Annotated in this window: 17 protein-coding genes; 11 read left to right on the forward strand and 6 right to left on the reverse strand. The window is 37.1% G+C overall.

Going from position 1 to position 18,837, the window contains the following annotated elements; translation table 11 throughout:
- Nucleotides 1-99: 99 nt before the first annotated feature.
- From A6E03_RS08005 to rmf, 6 genes are all read left to right on the forward strand, one after another.
- Nucleotides 100-639, forward strand: coding sequence for a cell division protein ZapC (locus A6E03_RS08005; RefSeq protein WP_065591112.1), 540 nt, complete (start codon nt 100-102; stop codon nt 637-639).
- Between the two features lie 534 nt (nt 640-1,173).
- Complete coding sequence (gene rlmKL, locus A6E03_RS08010; RefSeq protein ID WP_065591113.1) at nt 1,174-3,291, forward strand: bifunctional 23S rRNA (guanine(2069)-N(7))-methyltransferase RlmK/23S rRNA (guanine(2445)-N(2))-methyltransferase RlmL; 2,118 nt, start codon at nt 1,174-1,176, stop codon at nt 3,289-3,291.
- 6 nt (nt 3,292-3,297) lie between these two features.
- The gene (locus tag A6E03_RS08015; RefSeq protein ID WP_065591114.1) at nt 3,298-3,540 is read left to right on the forward strand and encodes a glutaredoxin family protein; all 243 of its coding nucleotides are present in this window, start codon (nt 3,298-3,300) and stop codon (nt 3,538-3,540) included.
- Nucleotides 3,521-5,434 (forward strand): ABC transporter ATP-binding protein, encoded by a 1,914-nt coding sequence (locus A6E03_RS08020; RefSeq protein WP_065591115.1) that lies wholly within the window; start codon nt 3,521-3,523, stop codon nt 5,432-5,434. The genes A6E03_RS08015 and A6E03_RS08020 overlap by 20 nt, the downstream gene beginning before the upstream one ends.
- A gap of 8 nt (nt 5,435-5,442) precedes the next feature.
- Nucleotides 5,443-7,131, forward strand: a complete 1,689-nt coding sequence (locus A6E03_RS08025) for a DUF3466 family protein (protein WP_065600580.1) — start codon at nt 5,443-5,445, stop codon at nt 7,129-7,131.
- 197 nt (nt 7,132-7,328) lie between these two features.
- Nucleotides 7,329-7,502, forward strand: coding sequence for a ribosome modulation factor (gene rmf, locus A6E03_RS08030; RefSeq protein ID WP_060990978.1), 174 nt, complete (start codon nt 7,329-7,331; stop codon nt 7,500-7,502).
- Nucleotides 7,503-7,654: 152 nt separating this feature from the next.
- Here rmf and fabA read toward each other — a convergent pair whose 3' ends face one another.
- Both fabA and A6E03_RS08040 read right to left on the reverse strand, forming a co-directional pair.
- The gene (gene fabA / locus A6E03_RS08035; RefSeq protein WP_065591117.1) at nt 7,655-8,173 is read right to left on the reverse strand and encodes a bifunctional 3-hydroxydecanoyl-ACP dehydratase/trans-2-decenoyl-ACP isomerase; all 519 of its coding nucleotides are present in this window, start codon (nt 8,171-8,173) and stop codon (nt 7,655-7,657) included.
- 65 nt (nt 8,174-8,238) lie between these two features.
- Nucleotides 8,239-9,906 (reverse strand): AAA family ATPase, encoded by a 1,668-nt coding sequence (locus A6E03_RS08040; protein ID WP_065591118.1) that lies wholly within the window; start codon nt 9,904-9,906, stop codon nt 8,239-8,241.
- A gap of 178 nt (nt 9,907-10,084) precedes the next feature.
- Here A6E03_RS08040 and matP point away from each other — a divergent pair, with 178 nt between their 5' ends.
- Nucleotides 10,085-10,534, forward strand: coding sequence for a macrodomain Ter protein MatP (matP, locus tag A6E03_RS08045; protein ID WP_065591119.1), 450 nt, complete (start codon nt 10,085-10,087; stop codon nt 10,532-10,534).
- Between the two features lie 59 nt (nt 10,535-10,593).
- Here matP and A6E03_RS08050 read toward each other — a convergent pair whose 3' ends face one another.
- From A6E03_RS08050 to A6E03_RS08065, 4 genes are all read right to left on the reverse strand, one after another.
- Entirely contained in the window at nt 10,594-11,148 is a 555-nt protein-coding gene (locus tag A6E03_RS08050) for a DUF1439 domain-containing protein (protein WP_065591120.1), read from the reverse strand.
- A gap of 360 nt (nt 11,149-11,508) precedes the next feature.
- Nucleotides 11,509-13,587, reverse strand: a complete 2,079-nt coding sequence (locus A6E03_RS08055; RefSeq protein ID WP_065600581.1) for an ATP-binding protein — start codon at nt 13,585-13,587, stop codon at nt 11,509-11,511.
- Between the two features lie 14 nt (nt 13,588-13,601).
- The gene (locus A6E03_RS08060) at nt 13,602-14,786 is read right to left on the reverse strand and encodes an FIST signal transduction protein (protein ID WP_083190341.1); all 1,185 of its coding nucleotides are present in this window, start codon (nt 14,784-14,786) and stop codon (nt 13,602-13,604) included.
- Nucleotides 14,787-14,882: 96 nt separating this feature from the next.
- Nucleotides 14,883-15,338: a hypothetical protein gene (locus A6E03_RS08065; protein WP_065600582.1), complete on the reverse strand. Its 456-nt coding sequence runs from the start codon at nt 15,336-15,338 to the stop codon at nt 14,883-14,885.
- A gap of 270 nt (nt 15,339-15,608) precedes the next feature.
- On the opposite strand from A6E03_RS08065, the gene ccoN reads away from it, so the two are divergent.
- Genes ccoN through ccoP form a run of 4 tightly spaced genes read left to right on the forward strand, consistent with a single transcriptional unit; the run spans nt 15,609 to nt 18,827 of the window.
- Complete coding sequence (ccoN, locus tag A6E03_RS08070) at nt 15,609-17,039, forward strand: cytochrome-c oxidase, cbb3-type subunit I (protein WP_065591123.1); 1,431 nt, start codon at nt 15,609-15,611, stop codon at nt 17,037-17,039.
- 12 nt (nt 17,040-17,051) lie between these two features.
- Complete coding sequence (ccoO, locus tag A6E03_RS08075; protein ID WP_065591124.1) at nt 17,052-17,663, forward strand: cytochrome-c oxidase, cbb3-type subunit II; 612 nt, start codon at nt 17,052-17,054, stop codon at nt 17,661-17,663.
- 10 nt (nt 17,664-17,673) lie between these two features.
- Nucleotides 17,674-17,856 (forward strand): CcoQ/FixQ family Cbb3-type cytochrome c oxidase assembly chaperone, encoded by a 183-nt coding sequence (locus tag A6E03_RS08080; protein WP_060990987.1) that lies wholly within the window; start codon nt 17,674-17,676, stop codon nt 17,854-17,856.
- Nucleotides 17,856-18,827, forward strand: coding sequence for a cytochrome-c oxidase, cbb3-type subunit III (gene ccoP, locus A6E03_RS08085; RefSeq protein WP_065600583.1), 972 nt, complete (start codon nt 17,856-17,858; stop codon nt 18,825-18,827). The genes A6E03_RS08080 and ccoP overlap by 1 nt, the downstream gene beginning before the upstream one ends.
- Nucleotides 18,828-18,837: the final 10 nt, after the last annotated feature.

Genomic DNA, 18,837 nt, shown 5'->3' on the forward strand with positions numbered 1-18,837 from the left:
TTTTGAGTTGAAAACAGGAGTTAATTTCAGCTTAATTTTCAGTAATTGGTGACTGGCTATCTAAGGGACTCTTCCCATTTTATCAAGAGAGAAATGATAATGCTTAAACCCAGTGATACATGGAATTGGTATTACGACAATAAAGCACAATCACTAATGCTCGATTTAGGTATGGACATGGTATTCCGTGTTAACTTACCTTATAAAGTACTTATTGATAGTGCTTTCTCTGAGTGTAAATTCTCTGTTGATGACGCCTCTGCTTACCAAATGTTCGTAGAACACATTTCATTCTTACCGCTTTCTGAACCTCGTAAAGTTGAATTAGCACTTAATTGCGTCGCAGCTAAACGCTTTCATAAACCAATGCTACCTAAAAGTTGGTTTTTTGAACCTCAAGGCTGCGGTTACTCTCCTGAAGAGGGCGAAATTGTTTCTCTTAAGAATGATTTGGGAGAAGGGCACTTTATTATTGTAGAGAATTACGAATGTGCCAGTATGTGTATGCTAGTCGACATGGACTCTTTTGCACTTAATCCAATTAAATACATGGCATTTTGTGAACCAATTAAAGTTATGCATGATCGTATGGCCAAAATGCAAGTCGTAAACTCTGCCTATTACGCCTTAGTGGGCTAGTTAACGAGAAGCCACGCTTATCTCTATGTATTTGTAATCCCTTTCCTGAAGACTTATCACGCCTTATTTGCCCTACAAACATCGCTTCTATTCTTTATATGAATGGCTTATTGGCCATTTGTACATTTCAGCTTTCCGATAAATATCCTTAAAAAAAGTTAATTATTTGTATTTCGGTCTATTAAAAATGAGACATAGAGTCAAGAAGTACAAAAAAACACCATGAAAAAAAATGGCCATAAAGCACAAAAAATAAAGCATATTTCTTATTCGATTCCTCATTTAACGGTAAATGTAAGAATATTACAGCCGTTATTTTATTCTGGAGTAGTCCAGTTTAGGTGAGGGTTGTTCGATGGTTTTTAGTTTCCGCTTAGAAACATAATTAATGATCGGTCGGTTTTATATTTAATAAGTATTTGTTTTAAAAGGCTTAAATGAACTTGTTTCATAGGTATTTATCTACAATCTATTTATCCTTTTTCAGTAAGATTCATGTATAATGCGAGGCAATTTAATAACCAAAAGAATCCCATGAAAAAATACTTAGCCATTACTTCTAAAGGCCTTGAAAACCTACTTGCTGACGAACTTATTGCACTTGGTGTTACTGATCCAAAATTAGTTTATGCCGGGGTTACGTTTGAAGCTCCTGTTGAGGTTGTTTATCGTTGTTGTTTATGGAGCCGTATCGCTTCTCGTTTTGTTCAAATTCTTTCTGAGTTTGATGTTCGTGATGATATGGATTTATATCTAGGTGCTTCTGCAATTAACTGGCCTAATTATTTCACAGCAGATAAAACGTTAGTGGTGGATTTTAACGGTACGAACCGTGAGATTCGAAATAGCCAATATGGTGCATTGAAAGTAAAAGATGCGATTGTTGACCGTTTCACAAAAGCAGATTTAGAACGTCCAAATATTGATAAAGCGGAACCTGATTTACGTATACATATGCGTTTATCTGGCGAGAAAGGGATTCTTGGTTTTGATTTAATTGGTTCTGGTTTGCATCAACGTGGCTACCGTACTGAAGCCGGTCGAGCTCCACTGCGTGAAACATTAGCAGCAGCCTTAGTACTTCGTAGTACATGGGATGAGAGCAAGCCATTATTAGACCCAATGTGTGGTTCAGGTACGTTACTGATTGAAGCGGCGCTAATGGCATGTGAAATGGCACCGGGTGTTAAACGTGAAAAGTGGTGTTTTGAAGCACTGAATGATTTTGATGCAGAGCTTTGGGCTGAGATCCGTTCAGAAGCGCGAGTGAAGAGTCGTCGTGGTGTTAAGAAAGTAGATACACATTTTTACGGATTTGATCGTGATTACCGTGTAATTCAAACCGCTCGTGATAATGCTCGTCGTGCCGGCGTTGAAGATTTAATTACGTTTGATGTTGGTGATGCAACTAAGATTGAGCGTCCAGAAGGATTTGAAAATGGCGTAGTGATTTGTAACCCACCATACGGTGAGCGTTTAAGTACTGAGCCAGCATTGATTGCATTGTACAGTGAGTTTGGTCGTCAACTTAAAGAACAGTTTGGTGGTTGTACTGCATCAATCTATTCAAGTAATGATGATTTACTTGCATGTATACGTATGCGAGCAGATAAGCAATTTAAACTGAACAATGGTGCATTACCGTGTGTTCAGAAAAACTACTCAATTACTGAATCAGCTGAACGTAAAGAAGCCGTAAACGTTGAAGTTGCTCCTGAGTTTATGAACCGTCTTAAAAAGAATTTGTCTAAGATTGGTAAGTGGGCTCGTAAAGAGAAATTAGAATGTTACCGTCTTTATGATGCCGATTTACCTGATTACAACGCGGCTATTGATGTATACAAAGATTACATCATCATTCAAGAGTACGCGGCACCAAAAGAAATTTCAGAAGACAAAGCTCGTCGTCGTTTAACTGACATGATCCGTGCAACGGTTCTTGTGACCGGTGTAGAAACGAATAATGTAATTTTGAAAGTTCGTCAAAAGCAATCAGGTAAAAATCAATATCAAAAATTGGCTGAGAAATCTCGCTCTTTTGATGTTGATGAGTACGGTGTAAAACTGATTGTTAACTTACAAGATTACCTAGATACGGGTTTATTCTTAGATCATAAGTTAACTCGTAAAATGATTGGTGAAATGGCAGCAGGTAAAGATTTCTTAAACCTATTTGCTTACACCGGTTCTGCGACAGTTCATGCTGCTTGTGGTGGTGCAAAATCTACCATGACGATTGATATGTCTCGTACCTACCTAGAGTGGGCACAGAAGAACATGAATACGAATGATCAAACAGGAACTCAACATCAGTTCTTACAAGCTGACTGTCTGCAATGGTTACAACAAGCAGAAGGTGAGTTTGATTTAATCTTTATCGATCCACCTACGTTCTCTAACTCTAAGCGTATGGAGCAGACGTTTGATGTTCAACGTGATCACATCATGTTACTTGAGAACCTAAAACGTATGCTACGTGAGAACGGGACGATCGTATTCTCGAACAACAAACGTAATTTCAAAATGGATGACGAAGCACTAGAGAAAGCAGGCCTTCAAGCTAAGAATATTTCTAAGCAAACATTGCCACTTGATTTTGCTCGTAATAAACACATTCATAACTGTTGGATTATCACACACAAGGAAGATTAGAGACGAATGATAACTCTCTATAGCACGGAAGGCTGCCATCTTTGCGAGCAAGCGTTTGACTTGCTTGTGGAGGTGGGTGTAGATATCGAAAAAGTAGACACGGTAGACATAGCGTTCAACGATGAGCTTTTCTCTCGTTACGGTGTCACAATACCAGTGGTGGCCAATGGCTTATCTGAGCTAAATTGGCCATTCAATATATCGCAATTAAAGAATTGGTTAGAAGACAATGGCATTACTTACAATTAATAACGGTCAATTAGCGTTTGGTGATCATCCGTTATTAGACAAATCTGATTTCGTTTTACAAGAAAATGAGCGTGTGTGTTTAGTTGGCCGTAATGGTGCAGGTAAATCAACGCTAATGAAAGTGATTGCTGGTGACATCATTATGGATGACGGCAAACTTCAAATTAATCAAGATGTGGTGGTTTCTCGCCTAGAGCAAGATCCACCGCGTAATGAAACAGGCAGTGTTTTTGATTATGTTTCTGAAGGCCTAGCAGAAGCGGGGAAATACTTAAAAGAGTATCACCATATATTAGATTTATTAGCGACTGATCCAAGTGAATCAAACATTAATAAATTGGCAAGAGCACAAGAGCAAATTGATAATCTTAATGCGTGGCATTTTGATACACGTATTCAATCAGTTTTAGAGTCTTTAAAACTTGATGGTTCAATGCTATTAACCGATTTATCGGGTGGTTGGCAACGTAAGGCGGCATTGGCTCGTGCTTTAGTTTCTGATCCTGATGTATTGCTTCTTGATGAACCGACCAACCACTTAGATGTAACGACGATTGAATGGCTTGAAACTTTCTTAAAAGATTTTAAAGGCTCAATCATCTTTATCTCGCATGACCGTGCATTCATTCAATCAATGGCGACACGTATTGTTGATTTAGACCGCGGTAACTTATCGTCTTACCCTGGTAACTATGACGAATATTTGCTAGCAAAAGAAGAAGCTCTACGTGTAGAGGCAGATCAGAATGCTCAATTTGATAAAGTACTTGCTCAAGAAGAAGCGTGGATCCGTGAAGGTGTTAAAGCGCGTCGTACTCGTAATGAAGGTCGTGTTCGTGCATTAAAACAATTACGTCGTGAACGTTCAGATCGTCGTGAAGTCGTTGGTAAAGCGAACATTCAAGTGGATGGTGGTAATCGTTCAGGTAAAATTGTATTTGAAGCTGAAAACCTTCATTACTCAATTGATGGTAAAAACATTGTTAAGAACTTCAGCTTCAATGTTATGCGTGGTGATCGCATTGCCTTAATTGGTGCAAATGGTTGTGGTAAGAGTACCTTGCTTAAACTGATGCTTGACCAACTTCAACCTGATTCAGGTAAATTGTATTGCGGTACGAAACTTGAAGTGGCTTACTTTGACCAATATCGTGAAGCGTTAGACCCAGAAAAAACGGTTATCGATAACTTGGCTGACGGTAAGCAAGAAGTGACAGTGAATGGCCGTGAGCGTCATGCTTTGAGCTACTTGCAAGATTTCTTGTTCTCTCCAAAGCGTGCTCGTCAGCCTGTTAAAGCATTATCAGGTGGTGAGAAAAACCGTTTATTACTAGCGCGTTTATTCCTTCGTCCAAACAATTTATTGATTCTTGATGAACCAACCAATGATTTAGATATCGAAACATTGGAACTTTTAGAAGAATTACTTGCCAACTATGAGGGTACATTATTATTAGTAAGTCACGATCGTCAGTTCGTTGATAACACAGTAATGACCAGTTGGATCTTTGAAGGTGAGGGCCAGATCGAAGAATTCGTAGGTGGCTATCACGATGCACAACGTCAACGTGCTAATGTACAGGCAGCTCGTGATGCAATGGCTCCAACAGTAAAAGTAAAAGCGGAAGCAGTTGCTGCTACAACTCAAAAAGTAGAGCAGGCAGCTAAGCCAAAGAAATTATCATATAAGTTACAGCGTGAGCTTGAACAGCTTCCTGAAACATTAGAGAAATTAGAAAACGAAATTACTGAACTTCAAGAGAAAGTGAACGATGCGGCTTTCTTCCAACAAGATCCTAAAAAGACTGATGAAGTCTTAGGGCGTTTAGCAGAAGCTGAGCAAGAGTTGGAAGTGGCATTCGAGCGTTGGGAAGAACTTGAAGCTCTACAATAGGAAGTTAAATGAGTAGTAAATTACAATTAACCACATTAGCTGTTTTGGTGTCCGCTGCGCTTCCTGCGCAAGCGGCGCTTTATAAAGTGGTGGAAGTAACGCCTGGCGTTTCTGGGACCGAGTATTATGGAACGGCGATTCAACCAGGAATGACCACGGACCCTAAAGGATGTTTTACTAACGATTGTGGAGATGGAGCTGCATATAAATTAGCGGGAGAAACTCGTAATCGTGCTGAAGGGTTCTCATATCGAGAAGAAGTTCCATTTGCGATGGATAACTCATTTGGCTACATTGAAGATGATTACGATGGGTTTGAAGATTACTGCAATTATCAATTAGGTTATTCGACGTGTGAATATTGGGCTGATACACAATATTATAGTGGTTGGAATGTTGAAAAAACGGATAATACTAAAAATTCAATTGCGTTTGTTGAAGGAACTGGGGAGATAAAATCGACAGCTATTAATTCTGTAGTTAATTCATTTAGTAAAGTGAGTGGAGCTGCGAGCACTCTTCCTATTGGTAATTATAGTACTTCAAGTAAACGTAATGAAGTATTTTCAGATGTTGCTAATGCTGATATTTTAACAAAGCCTCAATCCAGAGCATGGGCTAGTGATGGTACCTATGTTGTGGGGAGTACATCAACTAAAAGTGGTGTTGGAGACAACAGGTATTATTATTCATCATCGCCTGCCGTTTGGGATGCATCCAATCTTATTTCGATAGCCAGAGCTGGTGGTTCAGAGAAGGATGGAGACTACTATTCACAAGGCAGCATGCGTGATCTGTATGTTGATACATCTGTAACGCCTAATGTATTTTATGGTGTAGGTTATAACAATTACGATGACCAACACATGAATGCCACCATATTTAAAGGCACTACAGCTTTATCTGATATCAGTTCAGCACAAATTAATGACGCTCAAGTAGATGCTGGTGATGATAATACTAATACAAACTCAGTAGCGACAAACATAAATAAAAACTTAGTTGTCGTTGGTCAAGCAAAACGTTCTGGTAACAACCCACAAAATGGTGCTGCTGCAAATCGTTTGTTTATCGTTCCTGATGCTTCAGTATCCTCTAATGCTTCTTTCTTTTCTGGTGGAATCTTCTTCGATGGTGCCGGTGGTGAAATGGGAGGCATTAATAATTTCAATGAGATTGTTGGCCGAATTGATTCAGAAAACTTCCGAGAATACGATGGAAAACAACGACGCCAACGTGCGTTTATTTATCCATATGGCGAGACATCTGGAGTTTCTGAGGTGGATACAGCGGGAATTGTGGCTCGTAAAGCTATTTTAGGTGGGAAAGCACAGTTAATCGATAATTTAACCAATGGTGGTGCGGAAAGTAGTAGTAATAACCAATATCGAATCTATGACGCTTCAGATATTAATGATGCTGGTGTTATTTCTGCAACGGCAGTTAAGTGTTTTGATGAAAGTGGTTCTACGGCAAGAGAATATGATTCAACTGCTCATAATGCATATTGTGGTGATGGTAATGGTACCGAAAAGATAGTTGCCGTTAAGCTTGTTCCAATTGCAGGTGAAGTTTATAACGCGGGAGATGATCGTATTTATGAAAGTACGGCGACAGAACGTCAAGGTGCTGGTTTTGGTTTTGGTGCTCTGACACTGCTTAGTTTGTTTGGTTTCATGAGAAAGCGAATTAAATAAAACTGATTTATAAGAGTAAGCCCGAAGTCACAATCTGTGACTTCGGGCTTTTTTATACTTGAAAAAGCGTTAATTTTGTCCGATTCTTAATATTGTTACCATAAAATGTTTATGGTAAACCCTAACGGAAAAGGGTGTGAATAGTAAAGTAGTATATTTATCGAAGCATTATGCCTTCCATCTATGAGGACTGAACTATGAAGAGACAAAAGCGTGACCGTTTAGAACGAGCACAATCGCAAGGTTATAAAGCGGGATTAAATGGCCGCTCATCAGAGAATTGCCCATATCAATCAATGGATGCTCGTTCATGTTGGCTTGGGGGCTGGCGGGACGCAAGAGACGACAAACATTCCGGTTTGTTTAAATAACTAAACATTAAATAGAATTTATAATTGAAGCCTCCTTGTGAGGCTTCAATTATATTCATACCAACAAACAACTAACGCACTATAACTTACCATGTTTAGATAAAAATAAAGCCAGCACATGGCTGACTCTATCAATTCATATTATTCTACAATTAGAACTTAGAAGTGTCTTGGAAAAGACCAACTTTAAGATCTTTAGCAACATAGATTTCTTTACCATCAACTAAAACACGACCATCTGCTAGGCCCATTACAAGTTTACGGTTGATAACACGTTTGAAATCAATTTCGTACGTTACTTTTTTCGCAGTTGGCAATACTTGGCCCGTAAATTTAACTTCACCCACACCTAGAGCGCGACCTTTACCTTCGCCACCAATCCAACCAAGGAAGAAACCAACAAGCTGCCACATAGCATCAAGGCCAAGGCAACCAGGCATTACAGGATCACCAGGGAAGTGACAATCAAAAAACCAAAGGTCTGGAGTAATATCTAGTTCAGCAATCACTTTACCTTTACCAAATAAACCTTCAGTTTCAGACATAAGAGGGATACGATCCATCATTAACATGTTTGGAGCAGGCAGTTGTGGACCGTTTGGACCAAATAATTCACCACGGCTTGATGCTAGTAAATCTTCACGATTGTATGAACTAGGTTTGTTTTGCATTAAAGTATTACTCCTAAATAAGTTGCTGTGATTCTAGCGAACACTTGTACGCTTATCAAGTCTGATCAGCGCTGGTTAAACCAGTTCTTGATACGACATAATAAAGCAGAACACTGACTCGGATTATTATCAACGTCTTCTATATGTTGAGCTATTAAAGAGAAAATCGATTCATGTTCTTCAGATTGTAATGGTAAGCCAGTTAATAGCTCAATTGCTTGTTCAACATGACTAATGCCATGAATTATAAACTGTTTATCTTCAACTGCTCGAATTACATCGTCTGATAATACAAGATTAATTCCATTTGTTTCTGGGATAATAACACCTTGCTCACCAGTTAACCCGCGCTTTTCACACAGCTGGAAGAAGGCTTCTATTTTTTCATTTACACCGCCAATAGGTTGTACCATGCCGAATTGATCAACAGAACCTGTAATGGCAAAACTTTGGTTAATTGGCTTTATAGCAAGAGCACTTAAAAATGCACAAAGTTCAGCAAGGCTAGCACTGTCGCCATCGACTTCACAATACGATTGTTCAAATACCATTGACGCTGTAAATGGTAATGGTTCATGTGTGTTTAATTGGCTAAGTATATAAGCTTGCATGATCAACATGCCTTTAGCATGCAAATCACCACCTAACTCGACTTTACGTTCCACATCAGATAATTCACCATCACCAACATGTACGACACAAGATATACGTGAAGGTTCACCATAAGAAATAGGGTGTCCTGGTACAGAGACAACAGTTAACCCATTAATTTGACCAACTTTTTCACCATCTGTTTCGATGAAAATGTTTTGCTCTAAAATATCGTCTAATGCTCGTGATGGTAAATAAGATTCTAAATAATATTTATCATCAAATGATTGAGTAAAATCACCCGCGCAGATATGTGTTTTTGATACCGAAGATAAGGAGGCATGAGCTAAAGTAGAGTTAAGCCATAATAAACATAAATTAATTCGAGTTTGGTCTTCACACTCACGAGCACCTAATTTCAGCAATGGAAGTAGGGCGACTCCATTTTCTAGTGGTAAATGATTATGTTTGACTATGATGGATTCAATTAACTTTCTGTATGCAATAATTGAATCTGACGATATTTTAGTGTCAAATTCATATTCTGAAAACATAGACATACCAGCAAGTAAATCTGGTTCTAATTGTTCAATTTCACCAAGCAAGGCACGATCACTTACAATAATTAATTTCACATCAGCAGTTAAATGATGTTTTTTTTGTGTTGGTGATTTTGAATCGCTGGTAGGAATAGCAACGGTATGACCTTGTAATAAGCTTTTTAAACGAGGCCATAGTGCAGGAGTCGCAAGTAAAATACTTGCTGATATAATTAGAAAACCACCATCGGCTTTTTGTAATAAGCCCGTTTCTAGTACGTCACTTTTATTATGGTAAACACCGAAAAGATCAGTTTCAGAAGCGCTTTCTGCAATAATAACAGGAGCCGCATCAGAGGTCATTAAACGGTTTGAAGCATTTATCATTAACCAACGAGCGATGTAATCACGATATACATGATTATCTAACGCATTGATTTGAAGAATGTTAACACCATTTATATGAGAGAAGCGCTCTAAAGCTTTGGTCAATCTAGGCTGCAGAGAATAGGGTGATTGCGCGTCAATTAGATAAGGTTCATTCAAGCTGTCTTGAATATGATCATATTGTGGCGTGATTAAAAATGGCGTGTCTAACTGCATGCTTACTTATTAATAAGAAATAAAACCGATTATACATCACATAGTCACATACGTCTGATTTTTCAGTAATTACATTATCAATTCGAGTTGAATCTCATTACAGAGTAATTTTATTGAAGAAAGTGATAACTAGAGTTACACTGTCACCCAAATTTTATTCTCTTTATATTAGGTGTACATGAAATATCAGCAACTTGAAAACCTAGAAGCCGGTTGGAAATGGATGTATTTATTTAATAAACACCGTATGGGAGGAGCTATTACTTGTTATATTGATTCTAGTGAGCAAGCGCAATGGGTAGATGAGTTTTTAAAACTTGAACATGAGCCAGTAAAAGCACTTAACTGGATTCAAAAACATATGAATCCAGAACTAGAAAATAAACTAAAACAAGCGATTCGAGCAAAAAGAAAACGTCATTTTAATGCTGAACAAGAGCATACTCGTAAAAAATCGATCGACTTAGATTTTCGAGTGTGGGAAAAGCTCTCACTTAGAGCTCAAGATCTTGATTCAACGCTTTCAGATACAATTGAGTATTTGTTAAGTGAAGCGTCAAGAACAGAAAAGGCAAGCCAAACGGTTTCATCTCTTAAAGCAGATTTGCATGAATTATTAAAACAATAATCCACGCAACAAGATAATACGTACAGCGATATAATGCACCTTAACCAAAGTGCATTATATTAATCAAACAACTCAATAACTAACGCATTGTTTTTTATTACTAAATTAGGTTTAGCTGATTTAATTAAAGATTCTTTTAATTTATCAGAGCTTAACTTGTACGCCGGTTCATTCGATAACGCGTATCCAATCATAGAGACTGCAGGCTTTAATAACGAGATTAGATCAGTTGAGAGTTGTTTATCTTTATCTTCAAATTTTTCTAACTTCAATGATTTTAAATAGATTTCTCCCGTTTCTTTGTCGTATTCAGGAATAGCGCTAAATTCTAGTGTTAAATTTAAATTCTGTTTTATCTCATCCATCATTTGAATGTCAGCGGTAGTGTTAGCAACAACACTGATCCTGTCAGCATCAAGACGCCCAATTTTCACATCAACGTTTTCTACATTAATTTGTGCGTAGATAAAGCCAGGGACACCAACTGATTTTTCTACATGAATTTCATTAGAAAGATAATCGGTCATTTCTTTTTCTGTGATTGAATAGCTAGCACAGCCAGTTAAGAACATACTAGATAACAAGGTAAATAATGGCAGCTTTGTAATATTCATTGGTAACCTTAAGTTCTTGAGCACAACATGAAGAAAAGTATAAATCGTGACAAGGTAACAAAATACAATGTGGACTAGTTTAACGATAACTATAGATAGAGACAAATTTAATAGAAATAAAACCATAAACGACTAGATAAAATATAGCATATTCAGCACATATCGCTCTATTAAAAGCCTTAACCCAAGTGCGTATTATGTATATTATGTTAAATAGCGTATGGAGAAGCCCACGTTTAGTTCTATAGTTATCCCCTTATCTCACTGTGGTTTCTTCGCATTACTAATTTAACCATAATCGTATTTACCATAAAATAGCTAATAATCATTAAATAATACTTCGTATTCATCCATTGATTATTAGCGTAAATCTATAGAAGCTAATAATTGTGTTAACTCTATTGATCTTATCGGTTTTGAAATAAAATCATTCATCCCAGCATCTAAGCATGATTTTTTTTCAGTCTCCATCGCGTGAGCTGTTATTGCTACAATCGGTAATCTAACCCCAAGACTTCTTAGTTCTTTGGTTGCGGTTATACCATCTTTTATTGGCATTGAAACATCCATTAAAATCAAATCGTAATAATCTAATATTAATTTTTGTGTGATCTCTTTAATGGCATCTTCACCATTATTTACGATACAGACTTCGTGCCCTTGCTTTTCTAGCATTAATTTAATTATTACTTGATTGGCTTTGTTATCTTCAGCAATAAGAACTCGCATTCTTTTTACCGAAATATCTACATCATTATGTAGTATAACTTTTGGTTTTTTGGTTGTTTCTTTTAATGGTAAAACTACGGTGAATTTACTCCCTTCATTTAAAGAACTTTCGACTGTAATTGTGCCATTCATTAATTCAGTTAAGTGTTTTATGATCGATAAACCTAACCCTGTACCTCCATATTGTCGAGTAATTGAACTATCTGCTTGTACAAATGGCTGGAATAATTGATTTAATGCCTTTTTACTAATGCCAATACCTGAATCAGACACTGATATTGAAATTAAACCATCATCTAACTGAGCAATATTTACACTAATAATGCCTTTTTCGGTAAATTTTACGGCATTTCCAACAAGATTGAATATTATTTGAGCTATTCTTGTTGGATCTCCATATACATACTTAGCTATTTTATGTGACACGGTCACATTTAAATTTATCAGTTCGCTGTCTATCTTATCCTTGAAAAAATCAACTGAGTTACTAATTGTGCTTAGTAAATCAATAACCTGTTCATCTAAAGTAAATGACCCTGCCTCAATTCTTGAAATATCTAACACATCACTAATGATCGTTAATAATAATTGTGCTGATGACTCCATTTGATTTAGCCAATCTCTTTGGTTGCCAGATAAAGAACTATCTTTAAATACATCTACTAATCCAAGAATAGCATTTAGTGGCGTTCTAATTTCATGACTCATCATTGCAAGAAATTGAGACTTTGCTGTATTTGCTTTCTCTGCTTCGCTTTTAGATTTCTGAATATCTCGGACTTGTTTTTTTCTTCTGGAAATATCTTTCAACGTTCCTCTATAGCCAAGCAATAATCCAGACTCTTCAAAAAATGGAGTGCCACTAAGAGAAAACCAAATTTTATGATTGAATATTTCAGGACACCATTCAATCTCATTAAAAGCTGTTTGATTATGTCTTGAGGAATTAATTATCGAAATAATTAATTCCTCATCAAGAAGGTTAAGTAAATTTCGAGAGAGGATTGGTACGCTATTTATCTTTGAATCTGATAAATAGGTGAAGTTAAATTTAAGGTCTGTTTCCCAAAACCAATCACCTACGGTTTCAGCAAAATCTTGAAAGCGTTCTTTGCTTAATTTTAATTCTTTCGTTTTAATATCGACTAATGCATTTAGTCTATCTTTGTAATCAATATCAATAATAGCCCTTTCAATAAGAGGCATAAAACGCTGTAAACTTTCTTTCGTTGATGTGGAATAAACACCAAAATGTGAACTCATTAAAATAATGACAGCATAACCAGAATCGGACTTTATTCCACTAATGGCAACAGAGGTAAAATACGATTGTAATATCTTTGAATCAAAAGTGAAGTGAGGCGTTTGAGATGGTTTAAATAAAACGATTGTTTCTTTATGGCAAGCTCTATAAAAAAGCTCGTTATATTTCCAGGTTAATTTATTTAAAGAAGAATCAGTAGATGCAAGGACTGAGAAAATTTCAGCATTAGACGACGATAAAACAAGAGCGTTATCAAATGGAATAAACTCTTTAATAACAGTCAATAAGCCATTAAAAATATCTTCTTTGGTTTGAGCTTCCGAAATAATTGAAAGGCCATTTAATATTACTTGGTTTTCTTTTTGGAGATGAGCTTCACGTTCTTTACTGCGTTTTAATTCCAACCTAAGCTCTTGAAGTTGTTCTTTCTCCGTGTGATTTTTCAAAAATAATTACCTGATTAATAATGGAATAAAACGGTAGAAACCATTAAATTACCATGTGCATTTTCACCACCGGTAAATCGACCCTGCTCACCAAAAGTGAATGGACAAATAAAAGGAGCATCATGCATGGCTGAGGTTACGGAATCATACACTTTTAACATTGAAGATTTAATATGCATCATAGAACCCGCACAAAAAATATTTACTCCTCCAATGGGAATGAAATTTTCCGGTTGATACCCTATGGCTGAATTAATCACTCTTTGAGGCCGAGAAATAATTTGGTCCTTTTCTCCATACATCATATAGATCTCATCGCCAACATTAATATCTGCAAAACATTCAATTCCCCCATCGTGAGTAATTTTTGCTGGGTGGGCTAATTTAAAATAAGGGACATTATCCATATAGCCAGCAATTCGTCCTAAAGGATATTGGGCCATATGCTCTAACAAATTTTGTTCTTTATTAATGAGTTCTGACATTTGTGTCCACTCTTTGTAAACATCAATAATTGGCAGGTTATCAATTTCATAAAGTATTCGTTTGTTGGTTTTTGTTACGAAGCCAGAAATATCAAAGGGTGCATAGCCGGAATGAAAAGAATACGAGACCTTACAAGAGGGATAAAAGATAGAAATAGAGATACCAGTATTAACGATATCTTCTTGAGTAAAAATACACCAGTTGCCTTTATTGTGATTATCTGCAGCAGTACCTCCAATCAGAGGTACCGCTGTTCCAAAAAAATCATCAATGGTAGATATTATGATTTCTTCATGACCGGAAGTCGCATGAAGAAGAATTAATGAGGGCAATTCCCCTTCTCTACCACTGTCAGAGATCGCAGATTCTAATAATTGAATGGTGAGCAAAGCGACATTATCATTGTCTTCATATTGACTAATGCTTGTACCGTATCGACCATTTTTTAAATCAATAAGTCCCCAAACCGCAATAGCCTTATTCGAAGCAAAACCATCATTTGTCATGATTCCCTGACATGAACTACAGCCATGAATTTTACTTGTTGGAAAATATTCTTTTAATAATGATAATACAATTTTTTCATCGTACTCTTCTGTCAAATAGCAAAGTAAAATACTTGGTTCAGTAAACTCTTCTTTCAGGTTCATGATGCATTCTTTAATTGCAATTTCTGTATCTGTTTTCTGTGAAATACAGCTAATTATCTTCATAACCATTCCAAGTAGTATTACTTATGCTTCAAATTAATCAATTTTAGATTGAGTCTTTTATTTTTAGCAGTTAAAAATTTAACTCATTGTATTTAATCACTTTTTATCTGAAAAAATAACATTTAATGTCTTTTCTTTTAAGGTGATGTTCATTTTCCACCTCATTTCATTGTGTTTACATTTAGGTAAAAAAACCGAATACAATTGACTGTTATTACCCGCTTTTTCAGGAATGAATTTTAGTATTCCCATATTCATATCTATTCCTTCCGCTTCAATTTTTAATTCTGTATCACTTCCTGCTACAGATACAGTCATTTCAGTGTTTTGTTTAATGGGCCTTTCTATTACGTCAATAATGATCTGATTCTTATCAAGATTCAATATACATGCTTTATTTGTTATGTCACAAACATCAGAATCTTCACTTATTAGACTCATGTCACTTACTGGAACGTAGGTTACTGTTCTCCAAGTAAATGCAGTGATTAATACCACCAATAAGAAAATAAGTTGATATAAACGAGGACCTGTTAACTTTTCTATAGCCATAGTTGAAAAAACCTTTGTTATCTAGTTCAAAAAAAGAGAAAAAATGTTGCTTAACCGTAAAATTACTATAGGCACCAACTATGATTCATTTTTGAAGTGAAGTATCATTGATGTCGAAAATGCCATTTTTGCATTAAAAAAGGATATTTCAAAATAAAAGGGTCACAAATCTAATTATTAGAGATAGAATTTTGGATGGCATTGCGGACAATTTGTTCGCGTTAAGGAAAGTAAAGTGTAGTTATAATAAAAAAGTGGAAGCATGCAATTATGAGCCAATTACAGCAGCATGAACAAAACTACAACTATACCGTTGTTCGTCAATTCACCTTAGTTACTATTCTATGGGGTATTGTCGGCATGGGTGTGGGTGTATTAATTGCCGCTCAATTAGTCTGGCCGCAACTTAATTTTGACACACCATGGCTTACGTATAGCCGTTTGCGTCCTCTGCATACTAATGCAGTGATTTTCGCATTCGGTACAAGTGCCCTCTTTGCAACATCTTATTATGTTGTTCAGCGTACTTGTCAAACACGTTTGTTTGGTGGTCCATTAGTTGCGTTCACCTTCTGGGGATGGCAAGCAATTATCTTAGCGGCAGCAATTTCGTTGCCTCTAGGGATGACATCAGGAAAAGAATATGCAGAATTAGAATGGCCGATTGATATCGCGATCACTCTAGTTTGGGTTGCGTATGCTATTGTTTTCTTTGGAACATTGTTTAAACGTAAGACATCTCACATCTACGTTGCAAACTGGTTCTTTGGAGCATTTATATTAACCGTTGCGGTTCTTCATATTGTGAATAGCCTTGCTGTTCCAGTATCGCTAGGTAAGTCATATTCGATTTACTCTGGTGCTGTCGATGCGATGGTTCAATGGTGGTATGGCCATAATGCAGTAGGATTTCTATTGACTGCAGGCTTCTTAGGTATGATGTATTACTTCGTACCAAAACAAGCAGAACGTCCAGTTTATTCTTACCGTTTATCTATTGTGCATTTTTGGGCATTAGTATCACTTTATATCTGGGCCGGCCCTCACCATTTACATTACACTGCGTTACCTGACTGGACTCAGTCACTTGGTATGGTGATGTCATTAGTTTTATTTGCTCCTTCTTGGGGCGGTATGATAAATGGTATTATGACGCTGTCTGGTGCTTGGCATAAACTTCGTTATGACCCTATCCTTCGATTCTTAGTCGTTTCTTTATCGTTCTATGGTATGTCTACCTTTGAAGGTCCGATGATGGCGATTAAATCAGTTAACGCACTCTCTCATTATACTGACTGGACTATCGGTCATGTTCATTCTGGTGCATTAGGTTGGGTTGCGATGGTTACGATTGGTGCACTGTACCATTTAATACCTAAGCTATTTGGTCAAGAACGTATGTATTCTGTATCCCTTATCAATGTTCATTTTTGGTTAGCGACGATTGGTACTGTTCTTTATATCGTGGCGATGTGGATTTCAGGTGTTATGCAAGGTCTAATGTGGCGTGCGGTTAACGCAGATGGCACATTAACGTATAGCTTTGTTGAATCATTAGAAGCATCTTACCCATTCTATTTCGTTCGTTTTGTTGGTGGTTTAATCTTCCTGTCAGGTATGTTCCTACTTGCATATAATGCATATAAGACCATTTCCTCACCGAAGAATAGCCTAAAAGCAATTCCTCAACCAACACTATAAGGAGATCAGGTTATGAGTTCTAATCGTCATGAAATCATAGAAAAAAATGTTGGTCTCCTCGCTGTATTGGTTATTGTTGCTATTAGTTTTGGTGCATTAGTCGAGATCACTCCGCTAATATTCCAAAAGCAAACAACAGAGCCAGTTGAGAACCTACGCGTATACACCCCTCTAGAAATGGAAGGTCGTGATATCTACATCCGTGAAGGTTGTAATGTTTGTCACAGCCAAATGATCCGTCCATTCCGTGCAGAAACGGAACGTTACGGTCATTATTCTGTTGCTGGTGAAAGTGTTTGGGAGCATCCATTCTTATGGGGTTCTAAACGTACAGGTCCAGATCTAGCTCGAGTTGGTGAACGATATTCTGATGAGTGGCATCGTGTTCACTTAATGAACCCTCGTGATGTAGTTCCTGAATCAAACATGCCTGGCTTCCCTTGGTTAGCTGAGAACGTGCTTGATGGTAAATTAACGTCGAAGAAAATTGCCATTTTCCGTAATAACTTTGGTGTTCCATACACTGAAGATGATGTGAAAAATGCATCTGAAGCGGTTAAAGGCAAGACTGAAATGGATGCACTTATTGCTTACCTTCAGTCTCTTGGCCACGCAATGAAGTAAGGAGGTCCCTATGGACGCTGGAACTATTCATGCAATTTGGACAGTCATTCTGTTTTTAAGCATGGTAGGCATTATTTTCTGGGCATACAGTAAAAAACAAAAAACACGTTTTGAAGAAGCGGCTAATTTGATTTTTGCTGATGAAGAAGAAAATAGTACTTCAAGCCAACTTAAGACAGGAGTCGAAAAATAATGAGTACTTTTTGGAGTCTCTGGATAAGTGTCATTACCATTGGTACGCTGATAGGTTGTGGTTTACTTCTTCGTTTTTGTCTGAAAAACACTACAGGCGTTGAAGAAGGTGAAGATATGGGTCATGAATACGATGGTATTCGTGAGCTAAATAATCCATTACCAAAATGGTGGTCTTATATGTTCTGGGCAACAATCGTTTTTGCGATTGTTTATTTAATTCTTTACCCAGGATTAGGCAACTTCAAAGGCGTATTAGGCTGGACAAGTTCAGATCAAACCGTTCGAACCGTCGAAGAATCAAGAGCATCAATAGCGCGTTCTCATAAAGATAAAACGCTTGATGAATACGCTCGAGAACTTGATGAAGCGAACCAAAGTTTTGGTGAAACATTTTCAAAACTTGCCTATAAGCCAGGAACCTCTGAGTTCCGTGCTATTACTGACATTGCAAATGACAAAGAAGCATTAAAAGTAGGTCAACGTTTGTTCCTACAAAACTGTTCTCAGTGTCATAGCTCTGATGCAAGAGGCATGAAAGGCTTCCCTAACCTAACCGATAATGCATGGTTATATGGTGGTGAGCCTCAAGCTATCAAAACAACTATTATGAATGGTCGTATTGGTAACATGCCAGCTTGGGGGGATGCTTTAGGTGCAGATGGTGTTAAAGAAGTAGTAAGTTATACTCTTAGCCTATCTGGCCGTAAAGTAAACGTTAAAGAAGCTGCTGCAGGTAAACAACGATTTATCGTTTGTGCTGCTTGTCATGGTACAGATGGCAAAGGTAACCCTGCTCTTGGGGCTCCTGATCTAACTGATAATGATTGGTTATTTGGCGATTCTCGTGCTGATGTTACTGAAACAGTAGCTAATGGCCGTCAAGGTGTAATGCCAGCTTGGAAAGACATATTAGGCGAAGAGAAAGTTCAACTTCTTTCTGCTTATGTCTGGAGCTTAAGTAATAAATAATAAGAACAAC

The organism is Aliivibrio sp. 1S128 (genome assembly GCF_001691065.1).
Taxonomy (GTDB): Bacteria; Pseudomonadota; Gammaproteobacteria; order Enterobacterales; family Vibrionaceae; genus Aliivibrio.